Below are 18,728 nucleotides of genomic sequence, written 5' to 3'. Positions count from 1 at the left end.
TGTACAAACATCTGATTGTCAGCACATTTGTGGTTAATAGATCAGCGCACAATAAACCTATATTTTTAATTTAAATAGTTATAAAATATTTCTTAGAGCTAAAATGAAACCTCAGGTAACATATAGTACATCAGAAACTTACCATCCCTATATCCATATACGCGCCCATCAGCACATTTTACGTTTACATAGGCTTCAGCTGGAAGTTGTCACCAGGTTTTAGTAGGTTTGTATCATCCAATGCAAACGATTATGACAATCAAAAACGAAACAGATTACGAAAAGGCCTCGGAACGGGCAGACGAGATATACGGAGCTAAAAAAGGGACAGCTGAGCACGCAGAATTGCAACAACTTCTTAAAGCCCTGAAAGATTATGAAGATGATTTTATTAGAATGCTTAAAGACAACGACTGACCCTGCTACACCAGCCTGATTTCCAGTCCATCTATTTTCTCACATCTGCTGACAAAACGCTCTGTCAATGTGGTACGGACTTCCAACACCATGGTGCACTGCATTTCGAAGTTCTGGGACCTTACAGGTAATTCCATCTCCTTTACAATACGCATGACGTCGTTCATTCGGATGTATTCGAAGCTGAGCTCGTAACATTCGAAAAAATGGTTTACCACCACCTGTGCTTCATCCAGCGCATATTCCGTCGCTGTTTTGTAGGCATTGATCAATCCGGGAACTCCCAGAAGTGTGCCACCAAAATACCGCACGACCACCACGAGTAGGTTGGTAACGTCTCTTGAATAGAGCGTATTTAAAATCGGTCGTCCTGCCGTGCCCGACGGTTCTCCGTCATCACTCATCCTGTAGCTCATTCTATCAAGTCCGAAACGATAGGCATAGCAATGATGCACCGCTTTGGGATGCAGTTCCCGAAGATTAAGAAGGAGAGCTTTTACTTCGGTTTCATTTCGAACCGGATATGCATAGGAGAGGAATTTACTTCCTTTGTCCTTGAAAAAGCCTTCTGAAGGCACTTCAATGGTTTTATAGGTATCGTCAAACAGCACGTGTCGGTCTCTTTTTATTTTTCAGGTATATAGAATAGATCAATGCAGCGGCTGCAAAGCCAGCCATGCAGAGAAACACCAGAGGCATATTGGGATGCTGATTGGCATAAATAGCAGCGGAAAGAAATGCGCCCAGACCAATCCCGGCTTCCAATGAAATATACATCGTAGCCAGCGCTCTGCCCCGATTGTGATCACTACTTAAATCTACAGTCCAGGCAGAAAGCACAGGAGATAAAATTCCCATGGCTACTCCGAAAAAAGCAGCACCTGTCAGAAACATCACTACAGATTCCGCATAACCGGTAATCACCATAGACACGATCAATGTACTGCACCCTACAATCGTAACAGGAATACGGCCATGTCTGTCAGATATTTTCCCGGCAGCCAATCTGATCAAAAGCGAGAACAATGTAAATACCATAAAGTACACACCGCGGTTCTGTAGCCCGAGGTATTCGCTAAAATCAGGAGCCAGCGTAGCCACAGCACCAAAGCCAAAATAGGCCAGGAAAGTGATCAGTGCCGGGTTGAGTACATTTGGTTCAAATATATCGTGCCAGCCAATTTTGAAAGCACTGAGCGACAAAGGTTCTTTTTCTTTCAAAGTCTCTTTCATATTAAACAGAATGAGAATAGAGAGCAGTGCAAAAAGTGAGGAAGTATAGAAGAGCACATTGAGTGAAAATGCCTGACTGATCATACTTCCTACCGCCGGTCCGAAGGCTGATCCCATTCCCATACACATCCCGTGAATACCCATGGCTTCTCCTCTACGATCCGCCGGAATAATATCTGCCACATAAGCCGCGGTACCTGTAGGCTTGAACCCCGTAGAAAAACCGTGGACCAGCCGCAAGAGTAAAAAGGGCATCACTGTAATAAACACAGGATATAAAAAGCCACATACAAAACATACAATAGAACCGACAGCCATCACAGGTACACGCCCTATTCTATCCGTAAGCCGCCCGCTGAAGGGACGCGACAAACCCGCTGTAAGCGTAAACAGACCAATGATATAGCCTTTGTATTCTGCGCCACCCATGGATGACAGGTACCCCGGTAACTCAGGGATCAGCATGTTGAAGCTTGAAGAAAAAAGAAATGAACTGAGACCCAGTAACCAGAACTGTGTGGTGAAAATACCCTTGGAATTGCTGCTTTGCATCAGACAAAATTAAGAGAAAGTGAAAAATTCTTCGCAAAGCATGGAACATTTAAAAATGGTGGCAATAATTTAATAGGATAGTGTACCTAAATGTTTGCGCGTTTTTTCTTCTTTGCTTTGCATGAAACACTTTCTTTATCCTAATTTTAAATCATGGTTCGTATTTTCTATAAAGAAGGGCGTTTAATCAAACGTGAAAATGATATTCGTGAGCTGGGCAAGGTTAAAAACCTGGTCTGGGTGGATCTGCAATCACCAACCGCAGAAGAGGAAGAATGGGTAGAAAATAAATGCGATATCAGCTTTCAGACACCTCAGGAAATCGTTGAGATTGAAAGCAGTTCTCGTTTTTTTGAGCAGAACAATACGATCAATGCCAACTCTAACTTTTTGAAAGTTGACCAGAACGGGTACGAAGTGTATCCGGTTTCTTTCATTTTACATAATGACACGCTTTTTACATATCGCCGCGGCGATTCCAAAACCTTTGCCGATGCTGTAAAAAAAATGAAGGTAAGTCCTGATACTTTTCAGACCGGCGTGGACTTTATGCTTCTGCTGTTGGAAACACGGATTGAAGCTGATGCAGATTCGCTCGAAGCCATTTCCAGAGATATATCAACAATCAGTAAAGGCCTGAGCCGCGAACAGAAAGCGCGTCAGGAAGTACTGATCAGGATAAGTGAATTACAGGAAATCACCATGACTCTGCGCGAAACCAGCATTGATAAGCAACGTGTTCTTTCGGGCATATTGCGGAGCCAGTATTTCCCTGCCGACAGAAAAGAGCATTTACGGATAATCCTGAAGGATATCAGCTCCCTTCTTGAATATACAACCTTCAATTTTGAGAGATTGGAGTACCTGCAGAACACATTTATGGGTCTGATTAACCTTGAACAAAGTCAGGTAATCAAAATCTTTACAGTAGTAACAATCATCTTTATGCCGCCTACGTTAATTGCAGGTATTTTTGGCATGAACTACGATCACATTCCTTCCACTGGCCACCCCTGGGGTTTCTGGTTATCGCTGTTACTCATGGTGCTTTCCTCTGCGGTAGTGCTTTGGTTCTTCAGGCGGAAACGGTGGATTTAATAATGTAAGATTAGTGTGCCATTACGCTTCTGTATACCTTCATGTATTCCTGCGCTGCCTGCTCCCAGGAAAATGAGGCAGCATGTTTTTTGATCAGTTCTGAAGGAGAAGTCTGCTTGTAATGCACCAATCCTTTTGACAACGTTTGTCTCATACTTTCAGGATCAAAATCTTCAAAGTAGTAAGCATCTTTTCCACCAATTTCCGGCAAAGCCGTACTGGTAGACAAAAACGTAGGTTTCCCAAAATACATCGCCTCAATCACCGGAAGTCCGAAACCCTCTGCAATAGATGGGAAAGTGAAGGCGAGACAGTTTTCAAGATACCATTTCTTATCGTTCTCAGAGATACCTCCTGTAAAAATCACCCTATCCAAAACTCCATGTTTTTGTGCCTCATCAATAATCCGTTGCTTATACGTTTCCTCTACCACAATACCCGCAATAACCAGGCTCCAGTCATTACCGACCAGAAGTGAAGGCAAAACGTGAAAATTCTTCTTTGCTGCAATGGTACCGATCGTGAAAAGAAAAGGTTTATTTACAGCAAGCTGAGGCTTAACTACATGATCCAAATGCTCGATATAACAACCATTGTAAATCACCGACATAGGTTTCTCCTCTACAGAAAGATGTTTTTTCAGATCATTTAGTACAAATTGCGAGATGCCTACGATATGGTCTGCCCGGTTAATTTTCAATTGCAATCTTTCCAGGTTTCTTTTCCTTTCCCCTTCTCCGATATGCTCCTCGTAGAGAAAGTTAAGATCATGGATAGTTGCTACAATCTTCACTTTTCGCGAAGCTGGATAATACATCGTTCCCTGAAAAGTAGAATGCCAGACGGCCGTGTCACGAAGCAGCGGAAAAAAGAATTTATGAAGAGAATGTTGTAACAAGACATTTTTCTCCGTACCAAAAACATCCTTCGCCTTTTCAGGTAGATAAAAGGACATTTGTTCGGGATGACATTGTGCGTACAGGGCTTTTCCCAACTGCAGACAAAATTGGTATAATCCCGTATTGGGATACTTCATTCGCTCGCAGTCAAATACAATTTTGTCAGGCATAAGATGATAAACCGATTCCTTCAATGATATAATTAAGGATCAGTATACAGTTTTTTATGAAATAAAATGTCTTTATCAGGTCCACGCACTAATGGCCTTCACCACTTCAACAGGGGCAATACTTTGCATACAATTACAACCAGAAATTTTCATTTTGCAATTACTGCACGTATCATTGGCAACAATGTATGATGCTTTGGGACCGAGCGGAGCCCAGCGTTGAGGAAATATCGGACGCATAGGCGGGTACAATCCCAGTGCATTATTCCCGATAGACGCCGCTATATGCAACGGTCCGGTACTGGCCGCCACCAGTCCATTGGAGTAATATATAAAAGAAATAAACTCTTTCAGAGTCATTTGACCCGTCAGATTCACAACATGCTTGGGAAGCTTCTCCAGCCAGTCACCCATCGAATTGCCGTCTGCCATGGTACCGGATATAAAAATCTTGTATTTCTCAGGTGGCAGCAGATTTATCAGTTCACCAAAGTTGTCCAACCCCCATTCACGTGCACTTTTATTGGACTGCGGATGGATAATGACATTGAGTTTTGTTTTATCCAGAAATCCTTTTAACCGGCCGGGTAACGGATTGATGTTTTCCATCCTGAAATGTGCGGATAGTTCTTCCAGAGAAAATTCATCCGTAATGTTGAGAGCACTCAGTAGTTTGATATTCAATTGGGCTTCGTGCAGATCAGAGCTGCGTCGACTAAGCCTGACAAGCTTATTACACGTTACCCAGTGGAACCATCTGTTGGTGGTGCCTATCCTGAGCGGAATGTCAGCATCTTTGGCAAGTTGGGCAATTTTCTTATTGGGAAAAACATGCAAAATCACGTCATACTTTTCCTTCTTCAAAAGTGCGATCTGATCCTCGTAATCCAGTTTACTTATTTTGTCAATATCCAGAAACTGATCAATTGCTGAATTGCAATGTATCACATCTTCGGTGTACGACCGGCCCAGAAAATGCAGCTCCGATACACTCGCATGCTTTTTCAGGATATCACAAATGGGCATCGTCAGCACTACATCGCCTATCGCATCTGTTCTGCTTATAAGGATCTTCAATTTTGACATTTGTACTGACAACAATAGGTTCTGGTATTCCCTGATGCAATTGGAACGCAAAAATACATTTTTTGCTATTCTGCATTTCCTAATCCCTGATTAAGTTTCCGTTAGAATATATAATTTAGTCAGCGCTTCAGCCTTTCGATAAATAAGAATCACTTTTATGCATGGCAGCTATTGATCGGCCTGCACCTTTACTTGAGTTTGTTAGTCAAACCATGTAGATTTGTTTTTCCCTCAAATGACTCTGCAAAATACGGGTCAATCTTTCCTAAAGTACCTTATCGTAAATAAAATATTCAACTAATTATGTCACAAGACCTTATTAATCAGCATGGCTCTGCACCCGAACCCTTGCTGATCGAAGATCCGTTACGTTTTGTGTTGTTTCCTATCAAGCATTCCGATATATGGGAAATGTACAAGCGTCACGAGGCTTCTTTCTGGACAGCGGAGGAAATCGACCTTTCACAAGATCACAAGGACTGGGAAAATCTGAATGACGGCGAACGCCACTTTATTTCTCATGTACTTGCTTTTTTTGCTGCCTCAGATGGGATTGTGAATGAAAATCTGGCCGTTAATTTTTTAAGCGAAGTACAATATGCAGAAGCGAAATGCTTCTATGGTTTTCAGATTGCGATGGAAAACATCCACTCTGAAACCTATTCTTTGCTGATTGACACCTATATCAAAGATTCTACTGAAAAAGACCGGCTCCTCCGCGCCATTGATACCATACCATGTGTTCAGAAAAAAGCCGAATGGGCTTTAAAATGGATAGATAGCCCGGTTTTTGCGGAAAGAATTATTGCCTTCGCAGCTGTGGAAGGGATTTTCTTCTCAGGTTCATTCTGTTCTATTTTCTGGTTGAAAAAACGTGGGTTGATGCCGGGACTGTCCTTTTCAAACGAGCTTATTTCAAGAGATGAAGGCCTTCACTGTGAATTTGCATGTTTGCTTTATACCCGTCATATCGTCAACCAGCTTCCGCAGGAACGTGTAATTGAGATTATGCTGGATGCGGTTCGTATTGAAAAAGAATTCGTAACTGAGGCATTGCCGGTGTCGCTGATTGGAATGAATGCTGAGCTGATGAACCAGTACATCGAATACATTGCCGATTTCTGGCTGGAACGTCTGGGATGTCCCAAACAGTTCGGATCTGCCAATCCTTTTGATTTTATGGAACTGATTTCACTGCCAGGCAAGACCAACTTCTTCGAAAAACGGGTTGGAGAATACCAGAAAGCAGGTGTAATGAGTGGTGTTAAAGACAAGGATTCAGGACATAAGATTTCTTTTGATTCGGATTTTTGATCCACTGAAATTTTAAAATGGTTAACAGGAAGTAAGATTATTATGTCCCGTTAACCATTCTTTTTTATTTCCTGCACTATTGCTTTCCTACGGAATTTGCATCGCTATGGATTCCTTTCCTACCAATATTACATTGCTACGCGATTTCTCAGCCAGTATTTTGTAAATACTACAATGCCGTAGGCATGAAATATCGGTAGAAAAGACCAAAATGGGAGTTTTCAAAAATGCCATAGGCATGCAATAGCCATCCTGATGCTCATTCCTCCCCAACCAACCTCCACACCAGTTCACTTTCATACCCCTTACCCAAAGCATAGCGTACCAGTTTTTGTTTCAGCTTGAATTTGTCGGTCTCTGTCTTTTCCAGCAAACGCTTTTTCTTGGTAAGCAGCTCTTTCAATGTTGATATATAGGCCTCATCCTTAATCTCACTCATTCCCTTCTCAATGCTGTAATTACTGAGACCGCGCCGGTTTAGTTCTTGCCTGATCTTCATCCGCCCCCAGTTTTTGACCCTGAATTTACCCCCGGCATACGTTTGAGCAAACCGCTCTTCACTCAGGTAATTCATAGAAATCAACTCTGCTATAATCTCATCGGCCTCGTCACCCCACACATTCCATTTCTTCAGGCGAAGTTTCACCTCATCCTGTGTACGTTCCTGATAGGCACAGTAAGATGCAGCTTTCTGAAGAATAAGACGGTCCATAATGATCTTGTTAAAAAATAATAATTAGCTGCAATATTAAGGGAAATATCAGTGATGAATAACTATTTTTGACAATAGATAATACGCCGCGACTCCGATTCAATCTGAAATATAATGACCTTACAAAGACGTTCATTTCTTAAACTTTTGCCTGTTATACCTGCTATAACATCTGTTCCTGTATCGGAAACAAGTAATAATGCCGCGAAAATTGCCATGCGCTTTATCGTCGCTTCTGATGGCCACTACGGACAACCCGGAACCGAATTCAAGGCTATGCATACCGACATGGTGAGATGGATTAACAGAGAAAAAATGCAAAAAGGGGTTGACTTCCTGATGCTGAACGGCGATCTGATTCACGATGATCCTACATTGTTATACGATCTCAAAACTACACTTTCCAGCTTGCGCGTGCCTTATTTTGTAGGTAGAGGTAACCACGACAGAGTTGGTATTGACGTTTGGGAAAGTACTTGGGGATACAAACCCAATCATAGTTTTGGCAAAAACGATTACGCATTCGTTGTCGGCGATACCTCCAACGAAAAGGGCGAATACATTTGTCCGGATCTTCAATGGCTCAAAGAGGAATTAGCCAAACACAGCAGCAAAAAAGGCATATTCGTTTTCCTGCACATTACTCCCGAAAAATGGACTGACAACGGAATTAATTGCAAGGAGATTACCGATTTGCTGGACAATGCACCTAACGTGAAAGCCATCTTTAACGGTCACGACCATGATCAGGACGGTAAAAAACAAAAAGGTAAAAAACCTTATTTCTTTGACGGGCACTTTGGCGGAAACTGGGGAACTGCCTACAAGGGATATAGAGTGGTGGAAATATACGAAGACGATACCTGGCAGACTTACCAGTATAACCCAACCGCTGCTCCGGTGATTAATAGTTTCAATGGCAAATAATCTATATCGTTGATGAGGTACATCTTTCTGTTTATAACTATTTTTTGTCTGGGCTGTGCCACATCTAAAGTAGGCTATCTTCCCAAATCATCCTCCGAAATCAATTTCGATCAAATATCAGCTGTTAATGATAAGAAGTCTAAGCTCTGGACTAACGAAACGCTCAGTGAATTTTACATCGAAATACCTGTAACCGATGAGTCGTCACTTTTTGAAGGTATTAATCAGTCTTTTCAAAAGAATGGCTATAAAAAAGGTATTCTGGATGTGGCGAATCAGACCTTCTCTGCCGAAAGAGGTATGAGAGCCAATGAATGGGCCACTTTTACCAGAGTGTTTTACAAAATTAACTCAACCAATACGCAATTATACGTTCAGAGTGAAATAGCTCAGGATGGGACTGGTGGCTGGAGGGATAATCGTGCAAAAAAGGTAGCCATTAGCATTGCAGAGTATTTTACAAACAATAAAAGTGAGTAAATAACAAGAAATGCGAAACCTTATGATTTCGCATTTCTTGTTATTTACTTCAAATTTTTGTTTCTACGAAACCCTAATCAAGTGGTTCTTCTTGCCTTTTGAAATCAGCAGGAATCGATCCTGTAACAAACTAAATTCCGAACAAGGCTGCTCTGCAGAGGTCACTTTCATCTTGTTTACACTTACCGCATTCTGCTGAATTGCTCTTCTGGCTTCACCCTTGGATGGATATATCTCCGATTTGGTAATCGTCGATACAAGATCCAGGACATTTTGTGCCTCACTCCAATCCTCACGACTGATTTCTGTTTGAGGAACACCTTCAAAAATGGTATCAAATTCGTCGATAGCGATACTCTGAAGCGTCTCCAGCGTTGCTTTCCCAAACAATACCTCTGAGGCTTTCAGTACCAGATCGTACGCTTTCTGAGAATGTACGCGAACCGTCAGTTCTTCAGCAAGTGCCTTTTGCAAAATACGTAAATGTGGCGCTTCTGCATGCTGTGCTTCCAGCGCTTCGATTTCGTCTTTGGTTTTGAAAGAATAAACGCGAATATAACGCGGGCAATCTTCATCGCTTTGTCCCAGCCAGAACTGGTAGAAAGTATATGGAGAAGTTTTTTCAGGATCCAGCCAGATATTGCCGCCTTCGCTTTTACCAAATTTGCTACCATCAGATTTCGTCAGAAGAGGGGTTGTCAGTGCATACGCTTTGAAATACCCTTCTTCATCTCCTTCTTTTCTACGGATGATTTCTGTTCCGGTAGTGATATTTCCCCACTGATCCGATCCACCCATTTGCAGGCGGATATTTTTGGTCTTATATAAATGATAAAAATCGTATCCCTGAAGCAGTTGGTAAGAAAACTCGGTGAAAGAAATACCTGTTTCAAGACGCTTTTTGACTGAGTCTTTGGACATCATATAATTGACGCTTAAAAACTTACCAGCTTCACGCAGAAACTGTAAAAAACCCATTTCCTTGAACCAGTCATAGTTATTGACCATTTCGGCAGAGTTTTCGCCGCAATCAAAGTCCAGGAATTGCTCCAGTTGCTTACGAATTCCTTCCTGATTGAATTTCAGTGTTTCTTCATCCAGAAATGATCTTTCAGACGCCTTAAAGGAAGGATCGCCAATCATACCTGTAGCACCACCCACCAAGGCAAAAGGCTTATGTCCTGCACGCTGAAAATGTACCAAAAGCATAATCGTAGCCAGGTTTCCGATATGCAGTGAAGATGCTGTCGGGTCGAAACCGATATAACCTGCTGTCATTTCTTTGTTCAGCTGCTCATCTGTTCCCGGCATCATGTCGTGCAACATGCCCCGCCAGCGCAATTCTTCTATAAAATCAGTCTTCATCGATATACTTAATTGTCGTTATTTCTTTTGTGTCGCATCACATGCCACAAATCGACCGCAAAGGTACGGCTTATCATTTCAAGTTAAATAGGGTAGGTTAAATTTGACAAGGAAAACTAACCTTTGTATAGAGTGAAAAACAGTATCTTTAAAGAAACGAACACACTGATACAATTATGAAAGTGCCCCGTAAAAAACACTTTTCGCTCGTATTCCTTTTCTGCCTGTTGTTCACAGAAATCTGCTCCCATGCGCAAACCACCTATTGTAATCCGATGGATATTGATTACAAATACAACTTTGAGCAGTTGAACGAGCATATCTCCTATCGTTCCGGAGCAGACCCGGTCATCATCAATCACAAAGGTGAGTATTTCATGTTTGTCACGATTCAGGGTGGGTACTGGCATTCCAAAGACATGCTCAGCTGGAAATACCTGACTGCCAATCGCTGGCCTTTTGAGGATATGTGCGCACCAGCTGCCGTTTCCGTTCGTGATACGTTGTTTCTGTTTCAGTCCACATTTGAATCTCGTCCGATACTGTATTCAGTCGCTCCTGAAAAAGGTATATGGGAATTTTATAACAGATGGACGCCTCGTTTACCGAAGGACATTGGCCCATGGGATCCGGCAATTTTTCACGACGCCGATACCGACAAATGGTATATGTATTGGGGCTCGTCCAATGTCTACCCTATTTTCGGCTCAGAACTTGATCATTCCAAACGGCTTGCTTTCAAGGGCCAATACCAGGCTATGTTTTGGCTGAATCCGTATGAGCACGGTTGGGAACGGTTTGGCCCCAACCACTCCGATCCTTTCAAACCTTTTACAGAAGGTGCATGGATGACCAAACATAACGGAAAATATTACCTGCAGTACGGCGCGCCGGGAACAGAATATAATGTATATGCCAATGGTACTTATGTCGGAGATAATCCACTCGGCCCCTTCACCTATGCACCTTACAATCCTGTATCTTACAAACCCGGAGGTTTCGCAACCGGCGCAGGACATGGCAATACTTTTCAGGATAATTATGGTAATTACTGGAATACGGGTACTTCGTGGATCGGACTGAACTGGGCCATGGAGCGCAGAATGGTACGTTATGCAGCGGGTTTTGACAAAGACGGGCACATGTTTGCCAATACACGCTTCGGCGATTTTCCTCATAAAATGACTACGAAAAAATGGGAAGGAAAAGGCGACGAACTCTTTACCGGCTGGATGTTGCTATCCTACAAGAAACCGGTGACCGCCTCGTCTACACTAGACACGATGTCTGCAGCAAAAATTACCGACGAAAACCCAAGAACGTTTTGGGCAGCGAAGCAAAACAAACCGGGAGAAACACTTACTGTGGATATTGGAAAAGAGTCGGACATCAAAGCAATACAAATCAATTACACCGATTACAAATCCGACATTTTTGCGAACGATCCTGAGAAAGTCTACACCCAATTTAAAATCCTGACATCCAAAGATGGTAAAAAATGGGAGGTGGTGAGTGATCTGACCCAAGAGCCTAAAAGAGACCGACCATGCGCTTACATCGAACTAAGCCAACCTGTGAAAGCACGTTATGTACGCTACGAGCATGTCTATGTCGCTTCTCCTATTTTAGCAATCAGTGAATTCCGAATTTTTGGAAACGGCTATGGCAAGGTTCCCGAAACGCCTGACTCATTCAAAGCGGTTCGCCAGAAAGACGCCCGCAATGCAGACCTATCCTGGAAAAAGGTGGCTGGTGCAACAGGTTACAACATCCTTTGGGGAATTGCACCTGATAAGCTTTATCAAACCTATCAATTCTGGAACGACGAACCGGAAACTTTCGAATTACGTGCATTGAATGTAGGCGTGCCTTACTACTTTGCTATAGAGGCCTTTAATGAAAACGGAGTTTCTAAAATAAGCGAGACTGTGGCTGTAAAATAGCTATTCGGTAACCACCAAAGGCTGTGGAAATTCGATGTTGTTAAATGAAACCTTGTAGGTATTACCAGGTTTTAATACAGTTTGAATGGGGTTTGTTAAAGTAAATATAACTCTGTCATGTTCAGTTCCTGAGCAACGGTTCAGGCAAGCGGCATCTGCACTGACGTGTTCCTCCTGTCCGGTTGCCACATTCCTGAAAGATAACATGGTTACTTTAGGATTCGTGTAGAGGTTTTCTACCGGCAAGCTCAGTTCCACCCATTCCCCTTTTCTTGTAAAAGCAATGGGCTCATCCGTATCCTGAGCTTTAAGCGGCCCCTCCGGAATTACTATTATCTCGTAAATCGCTAATGCCTTTTTGTTGTCGAGACGTAATGTTATTTTAGCAGGATTGTAGGTACAGCCGCACAAAGAAGTCAGATCAATGGTATTTTCTTCAGTCAGGCCATCTACAATTTCAGCTCCTTCGCTCAGTTCAAAAACAGGCCTTAATCCATCTTTCAAAACAGGGGGAATCTTGACAATTATCTGTGCTTTCGCTGCATTAAAGCTCACGTTCTGTTCGGAAATACCTGCAAATGAAACCTTACTGATAAATGGTTTATCAGACGATTCATTAGGATTGGCACATGAAAGAATCAATGAAACAAATAAAACAAGAAGAGAAGTACATGTCAATTTCATAGCCAGGGAACTGATAAGATGAATAGATGTCACCGTAAGATTCAACCAAAAGCAATAAATATAATTCAAATACTTATACTCAGATACTATATTTCTACCCGCTACAAAACATCTCAGTATCACTATTTCATCCTGCTTACACAGAACGTATTTGGGCAAATTTAAAGGATCAAGCCCATCGAATTCGGAGTTAGCTGATTAAGCACCTTCTTGCCCAAAATCGCGTAGCGATGTAATTTTGGTAGATATTTGAAACCCTTATTACATCTAAATCCCGCTAGGGATGTAACGTTACATACCAGATCACACCATGTATTTTCTTCCCATGTTGCATACCTGACGGCATTTCAGGGTAATTTGCATTCTACAGAATAATCGCGCTTTTATTATTATTTGGAATAAAGTTATTGGTGGATTTCTTCCGGCCTGTAAAAATCAGGACTGCAATTTGGGTACATTTATATCTGCCTAAAGATTTCATCATCAATATAAAATTACAAAACCTGTGAGCGACATTAAATTGTTTGAAGAGAAGAAAGTAAGAACGCATTGGGACTAGGGGGAACAGCAATGGTACTTTTCTGTAATAGACGTAGTTGAAGTTCTGACTGACAGTTTAAATCCCAGGGATTATTGGTTTAAAATGAAACTGCGTGTTAAAACAGAGGATGGTTTCGAACTGTCGACAATTTGTCGACAGTTGAAATTGAAGGCAAGTGACGGAAAAATGCGCGAGACAGATGTTGCTGACACAAATACTTTGCTTCGCATAATACAGTCCATACCCTCCCCCAAAGCAGAATCATTTAAACAATGGCTTGCCAAAGTGGGTTATGAGCGTATACAGGAAATTGCTGACCCAGGGCAAAGTCTGGATCGTGCAAGAGAAAACTGGCAAAATTTGGGTCGTAGTGAGAAGTGGATACAGCAGCGAATGACTGGCCAGGAGACACGCAATAAACTAACCGACTATTGGAAAGAAAATGGAGTTGAGAAAAAAGACGAATTTGCTTTACTCACCAACATCATCCATCAGGAATGGACGGGTATGAGCGTCAAAAAGCATAAAGATCTTAAAGGTTTGAAAAGCCAGAATCTAAGAGATCACATGTCGGAGGCAGAACTTATCTTTTACCGGCCGGCGCTCCGGGGCCTTGGCCGAATTGTCTACCCGCCAAATTGCAGAAACCGACGAAGCAAAGGGACTTTCAGAGAATGTAAAAGCTAGTAAAAAAGGAGGTACTGTTGCCAAAAATGCAAGAAAAGAACTTGAATCTCAAACGGGTAAAAATGTTGTGACCGGAGAGAATTTTCTGAATAGTGATACAGAAAACAAGAAAATTGAATAATTACTGACCCAAACCCTCTTCCTCCACAAACACAATCCCTTCATACACCTTTGAAACAGGCATTGTGAAATCCATCAAATCGAAGCTAATGACAGATTCGGGGCTATCAAACGCCTGATAGGTCCAGACGCCTTCCTGATCTGTCCGGGTGTAAAGTTCGATGTAGCAATCGTATTGAGAAACCAGCATGTAGTAATTGAGAGAAGGAATTTCCTTATATCTTCTCAATTTAAAGTCACGATCGTAGGTGGCTGTCGATTTGGATAAAACTTCAACCAGTATGCTTGGATGTTTTGCAATGTAGGTACCAGCAATATCTTCCGGTGCACAGGTCACAATTACATCAGGATAAGGGTAGTAGAAGTTTTTAATTACTTCCACTTTCACATTCTCCGCAAATACCCGGCAACCTTTCGGCTTGAAAAAATCTTTTAACTGACTGCGGACGTTATCAACAATATCATTATGATTCATGGTTGTCCCAGCCATGGCAAAGATCTCTCCATCATAATATTCATGACGAATTTCACTTTGCTCCTCCATTTTAAGATACTCAGCAAGGCTATATTTCCGCTCGGCTACTTCTGCATGTCCCATATCTGATCCTTAGGATTTTAAGACAAATTACATGAAAATCAGTGTAATTACAACTTAGTAAGATTTTAATAAATCGTAAAACCTGATCTATGCCCCTATCCCCTCCCCCATAAAAGTGACGAATCCCCATAGCTCAGAAAGCGGTAGTCATTGTCAAGCGCTTCATTGTAAATTCTTGTCCAATCCTCACCTACCAATGCCGCTACGAGCAATATCAGCGTAGAGCCAGGCTGATGGAAATTTGTAACAATACCCTTACAGATACGAAATTTGTAACCCGGAAAAATGAAAATTTCTGTTTCACCAATTAGTTGGGAGATTTCCAGTTCGTCCATGAAGTTGGCAATTGCCGTAAGAGCAACTTGCGCGGTTGGCAACTCGTGTTCTTCAAATGGATAAGGGTATAATTTCTCAATTTGAAATGCAGTAGTTTCCTTTCTGAACAACTTCACCCCATACCAGTACAAACTTTCCAGGGAACGCATAGATGTGGTACCAATAGGAATAACAGATCCGATGCCAGCCAGGAGTTCGTCAATCAATTCTCTTGAAAAAACTACCTGTTCGGAATGCATCCGGTGCTCTGTAACCGTACTGGCCTTAATAGGCTGAAATGTACCGGCACCAACGTGCAGCGTAAGAAAAGAGCGTTTTACACCCTTGGCATTAAGCTTATCGAAAACCTGCTCCGTAAAATGAAGTCCGGCCGTAGGTGCCGCCACCGCTCCATCCCGATCTGCATACACGGTCTGGTAAGTTTGTTTGTCAAGTTCCTCCGTTTCCCGATTCAGATAGGGCGGCAAAGGTATCTCACCAAGTGCTTTCACGATCTCCAGAAATGTAAACTCACGGTTCCAGGATAGGCGAACGTGGTTTCTTTCATAATCCACATACTCCACTTCCAGCTTCAGCGATTCGCCATTTACAGAAATGGTTGTACTCAACACATCTGCTTTTTTCCAACGCTTTTTATTACCGATCATACATTCCCACACACAGGTTTGCGTCACCAGCATGGCATCGTTGATGACCTGGGTGGGTAACTCTGGATGCAGCAGCAATATTTCAATCGTAGCACCTGTTTCCTTCTGAAAATGTGCCCTGGCCGGGATCACTTTGGTATTATTGAAAACAAGTAGTGAGTCAGCAGGCAGCTGACTCACCAAATCCGGAAATTGCTGATGCGCTATTTTCCCGTCTTTATACACTAATAATTTCGAACTATCTCGGGGATTGAGCGGATATCTGGCAATACGTTCATCTGGCAAATCATAATGAAAAGCCTCCAATCGTATAGACTCCGCTTGTTCAAGCCAGTTGGTCTTCATTCAATGGAAATTTATTGAAACGCAGCTTATATCCTGTCTTTGGGAACAGGAGTCCAAAATAACCTGATCGGCAACAAAAACACAACGATCAAAAGTGCCATGCCTACGTAGTAAATCCACGAGAAATCGAAGACATCCATTTTGAAATTATCACTGTTGATAGTAGCCAGCGCAAAAAGGCTGAACCCCATAATGGTATTGATAACAGCCATCAGGCAAAACAACCAGTTGGTCAGGTGCTCATTCAATTCTTCGCGGTGTTTTGCCCACACATCTCTTTTGAGGATAGGCAAATGAGCAGCATCCATATTGGGTATCTGCTTTACTAAACCTGCTATAAGCACGTTGTTTACCAAAAACAGCCCCATTACAATGTAGAATATATGTTCTTTGTTGACATATCGTTCGGCTAATCCGGTGTCGGAAAAGTCGACAGCAACCATTTCAGGGAATAATGAGTAAGTCCATACCAATGCCCCTATTACCAGCAAAACTGAAGCCCAGCGCCAGACCTTAAAAAAAAATGTTCCGATTTTCATGAATAAACTGCCCTTTTAGGCTTCTCTTTTCGTCATAGTAAATTTGGGTGCAAAATTAGGTCGGGAAGTTTCTAAAACCTAACTGACAGAAATGTATAAACCAAAAAGTTGATAGAAAGGTACTGGCAAGCGTGTTTGAGTTAATGTAAACTTTGACAAACTGAAACTTTGGTACATTTGTTTGCATTCGATCAAACTATTAAGGAAACATCACAACAGTTCAATGCTCAACAAATAATAATCCAAATGAAAATATACACCAAAACCGGTGACAAAGGTACCACTTCCCTTATCGGCGGAACCCGGCTTAGTAAGGCTCATATACGTATTGATGCTTATGGCACTGTTGATGAGCTCAACAGCTATATTGGTTTGCTTGGCGATCAGCCCGTTAACTCAGCCCGAAAAGAAGTATTAAAAGAAATCCAGGATCGGCTTTTTACCGTAGGCTCTCATCTTGCTTCAGAACCTGAGCAGTCAAAGAAAATACTGCCTGATCTTGTCGAAAACGACATCAAATTACTGGAAAATGAAATGGATCACATTGATCGCATTGTGCCGCCGTTGAGGGCATTTGTACTGCCAGGAGGGCATGCTTCCGTGTCATTCGGGCATGTAGCGCGAACGGTCTGCCGGAGGGCTGAACGAGCCGTGATAGAATTGCGACAGGGAGAGGAAGTGGAAGAAATTGTGATCAGGTATCTCAACCGCCTGTCGGACTACCTCTTTATGTTATGCAGAATGATGAGCCACGAGCTTCAAATCGAAGAAGTTGTCTGGAAACCAAGAATTAACAAATAATTAATTGTTATACTAAATATCTTTACTTTCCTGACATAATTTCTTTAAATTGCAAGACTCTTTCGGGAGCAACATCAATCCAATTTATAAGTAAACACACAGGCATCATGACAGCCGACACCTTGCAAATCGAGATCCAGCAGACAAGTAATTCACGCTTGCATGAGGTTGATTTCAACAACCTTGTTTTTGGCCGGAACATTTCCGACCACATGTTCATTTCTGAATACCGTGATGGCCAGTGGCACGATTCACGCGTCGTCCCTTACGGAGATCTTTCTCTAAGCCCTGCTACAGCAGCTCTGCACTACGGACAGGCTATTTTTGAAGGAATGAAGGCATATAAGAACGAAGCGGGTGACGTACTTACTTTCCGTGCTATCGATAACTGGAAAAGGCTGAACAAATCAGCTGAAAGACTTTGCATGCCCACAATCCCTGAAGATATCTTCATGGGCGGCTTGAACGAATTGCTTAAACTGGATGCAGGCTGGGTACCTTCTCAAGACGGATGCTCGCTGTATATCCGTCCTTATATGTTTGCCACGGATCCTTACATTGGTGTAAAACCATCTGATTCTTACTACTTTATTATTTTCACAAGTCCGGTTGGCTCGTATTATGCGAAACCTCCGCGTGTGAAAGTAGAGACAAAATATATCCGTGCTGCCGAAGGTGGCGTGGGCGGAACCAAGTGCGCCGGTAACTATGCCGGATCTTTGTATCCGGCCAAACTGGCTCAGCAGGAGGGCTACGATCAGCTGATCTGGACAGATGCACGCGAGCATGCTTACATTGAAGAATCAGGAACGATGAACATTATGTTCATGATCGACGGAAAACTGGTGACGCCTTACGTATCTGAAACTACACTTGACGGAATTACCCGTAAAAGTATTGTTGCAATTGCCCAGCACTGGGGAGTTCCTGTTGAAGAGAGAAGAATCAGCGTTAAAGAAATCATTGATGCACTGAAAGACGGAAGTCTGGAAGCTGCGTTTGGAGCAGGTACAGCGGTAGTAATTTCTCCGTTTGCTACAATTTCATACGAAGACGTTGACTATACAGTACCTGAGGTAAAAGAAGACTCCTTTGTAGCCAAAGTGAAGAAATACCTTACTGAGGTACGCACCGGAGCAGCGGAAGATACTTTCGGCTGGACATTGAAAGTTCAATAGACATTTCGGTTACCGAAAAATCATAATACAAAAGATGCTCTGCAATTCGGGGCATC

The 18,728-nt window shown here is 42.4% G+C and carries 18 protein-coding genes and 1 pseudogene; 9 read left to right on the top strand and 10 right to left on the bottom strand.

From position 1 onward, the window contains the following. Positions 1–252 precede the first annotated feature (252 nt). Positions 253–417 (top strand): hypothetical protein, encoded by a 165-nt coding sequence (locus DSL64_RS29160; RefSeq protein ID WP_199539361.1) that lies wholly within the window; start codon positions 253–255, stop codon positions 415–417. A gap of 5 nt (positions 418–422) precedes the next feature. Here DSL64_RS29160 and DSL64_RS08815 read toward each other — a convergent pair whose 3' ends face one another. Continuing rightward, positions 423–1,028, bottom strand: a complete 606-nt coding sequence (locus DSL64_RS08815) for an IMPACT family protein (protein ID WP_115830368.1) — start codon at positions 1,026–1,028, stop codon at positions 423–425. Further along, the gene (locus DSL64_RS08810; protein WP_115830366.1) at positions 1,018–2,202 is read right to left on the bottom strand and encodes an MFS transporter; all 1,185 of its coding nucleotides are present in this window, start codon (positions 2,200–2,202) and stop codon (positions 1,018–1,020) included. Before DSL64_RS08810 ends, DSL64_RS08815 begins: the two co-directional genes overlap by 11 nt. Positions 2,203–2,355: 153 nt before the next feature. Here DSL64_RS08810 and corA point away from each other — a divergent pair, with 153 nt between their 5' ends. Further along, entirely contained in the window at positions 2,356–3,300 is a 945-nt protein-coding gene (gene corA / locus DSL64_RS08805) for a magnesium/cobalt transporter CorA (RefSeq protein WP_115830365.1), read from the top strand. A gap of 10 nt (positions 3,301–3,310) precedes the next feature. Here corA and DSL64_RS08800 read toward each other — a convergent pair whose 3' ends face one another. Next, on the bottom strand, positions 3,311–4,336 hold the full coding sequence (locus tag DSL64_RS08800; RefSeq protein ID WP_115830579.1) for a glycosyltransferase family 4 protein: 1,026 nt from the start codon (positions 4,334–4,336) through the stop codon (positions 3,311–3,313). A gap of 108 nt (positions 4,337–4,444) precedes the next feature. Further along, complete coding sequence (locus tag DSL64_RS08795; RefSeq protein ID WP_158547902.1) at positions 4,445–5,446, bottom strand: glycosyltransferase family 9 protein; 1,002 nt, start codon at positions 5,444–5,446, stop codon at positions 4,445–4,447. A 312-nt stretch (positions 5,447–5,758) separates the two neighbouring features. Between DSL64_RS08795 and DSL64_RS08790 the strand changes: the two genes are divergently transcribed. Then, a complete protein-coding gene (locus DSL64_RS08790) occupies positions 5,759–6,769 on the top strand; it encodes a ribonucleoside-diphosphate reductase small subunit (RefSeq protein WP_115830361.1) in 1,011 nt (336 codons plus the stop codon). 259 nt (positions 6,770–7,028) lie between these two features. Here the strand turns inward: DSL64_RS08790 and DSL64_RS08785 are convergent, their stop codons facing one another. After that, entirely contained in the window at positions 7,029–7,481 is a 453-nt protein-coding gene (locus tag DSL64_RS08785; RefSeq protein WP_115830360.1) for a regulatory protein RecX, read from the bottom strand. Positions 7,482–7,595: 114 nt separating this feature from the next. On the opposite strand from DSL64_RS08785, the gene DSL64_RS08780 reads away from it, so the two are divergent. Beyond that, a complete protein-coding gene (locus DSL64_RS08780) occupies positions 7,596–8,408 on the top strand; it encodes a metallophosphoesterase family protein (RefSeq protein WP_115830358.1) in 813 nt (270 codons plus the stop codon). A gap of 12 nt (positions 8,409–8,420) precedes the next feature. Further along, on the top strand, positions 8,421–8,888 hold the full coding sequence (locus DSL64_RS08775; protein WP_115830357.1) for a hypothetical protein: 468 nt from the start codon (positions 8,421–8,423) through the stop codon (positions 8,886–8,888). Between the two features lie 63 nt (positions 8,889–8,951). Here the strand turns inward: DSL64_RS08775 and tyrS are convergent, their stop codons facing one another. Beyond that, positions 8,952–10,253 (bottom strand): tyrosine--tRNA ligase, encoded by a 1,302-nt coding sequence (tyrS, locus tag DSL64_RS08770; RefSeq protein WP_115830355.1) that lies wholly within the window; start codon positions 10,251–10,253, stop codon positions 8,952–8,954. A gap of 176 nt (positions 10,254–10,429) precedes the next feature. Between tyrS and DSL64_RS08765 the strand changes: the two genes are divergently transcribed. After that, complete coding sequence (locus DSL64_RS08765; protein WP_115830354.1) at positions 10,430–12,196, top strand: discoidin domain-containing protein; 1,767 nt, start codon at positions 10,430–10,432, stop codon at positions 12,194–12,196. Here DSL64_RS08765 and DSL64_RS08760 read toward each other — a convergent pair whose 3' ends face one another. Continuing rightward, positions 12,197–12,880, bottom strand: coding sequence for a hypothetical protein (locus tag DSL64_RS08760; RefSeq protein WP_147300349.1), 684 nt, complete (start codon positions 12,878–12,880; stop codon positions 12,197–12,199). Positions 12,881–13,457: 577 nt separating this feature from the next. Between DSL64_RS08760 and DSL64_RS08755 the strand changes: the two are divergent. Further along, positions 13,458–14,108, top strand: a pseudogene (locus DSL64_RS08755) (BRO-N domain-containing protein); the annotation flags it as partial. 121 nt (positions 14,109–14,229) lie between these two features. On the opposite strand, the gene DSL64_RS08750 reads toward DSL64_RS08755, so the two are convergent. The 3 genes from DSL64_RS08750 to DSL64_RS08740 form a co-directional block, all read right to left on the bottom strand. Beyond that, positions 14,230–14,826 carry a Uma2 family endonuclease gene (locus DSL64_RS08750; protein ID WP_115830351.1) on the bottom strand — a complete coding sequence of 199 codons (597 nt, stop codon included), beginning with the start codon at positions 14,824–14,826 and terminating at the stop codon, positions 14,230–14,232. Positions 14,827–14,921: 95 nt separating this feature from the next. After that, positions 14,922–16,154 carry an S-adenosylmethionine:tRNA ribosyltransferase-isomerase gene (locus DSL64_RS08745; protein ID WP_115830350.1) on the bottom strand — a complete coding sequence of 411 codons (1,233 nt, stop codon included), beginning with the start codon at positions 16,152–16,154 and terminating at the stop codon, positions 14,922–14,924. Positions 16,155–16,180: 26 nt separating this feature from the next. Beyond that, positions 16,181–16,693 (bottom strand): hypothetical protein, encoded by a 513-nt coding sequence (locus DSL64_RS08740; RefSeq protein WP_115830348.1) that lies wholly within the window; start codon positions 16,691–16,693, stop codon positions 16,181–16,183. A gap of 246 nt (positions 16,694–16,939) precedes the next feature. Between DSL64_RS08740 and DSL64_RS08735 the strand changes: the two genes are divergently transcribed. Both DSL64_RS08735 and DSL64_RS08730 read left to right on the top strand, forming a co-directional pair. Beyond that, a complete protein-coding gene (locus DSL64_RS08735) occupies positions 16,940–17,494 on the top strand; it encodes a cob(I)yrinic acid a,c-diamide adenosyltransferase (RefSeq protein WP_115830578.1) in 555 nt (184 codons plus the stop codon). Between the two features lie 107 nt (positions 17,495–17,601). Next, complete coding sequence (locus DSL64_RS08730; protein ID WP_115830346.1) at positions 17,602–18,672, top strand: branched-chain amino acid aminotransferase; 1,071 nt, start codon at positions 17,602–17,604, stop codon at positions 18,670–18,672. Positions 18,673–18,728 lie beyond the last annotated feature (56 nt).

Source organism: Dyadobacter luteus, assembly GCF_003383615.1.
In the GTDB taxonomy this organism is placed as follows: Bacteria; Bacteroidota; Bacteroidia; order Cytophagales; family Spirosomataceae; genus Dyadobacter; species Dyadobacter luteus.
The sequence above is the reverse complement of the archived record's forward strand: the minus strand, read 5'-3'. Positions and strand labels throughout refer to the sequence as shown.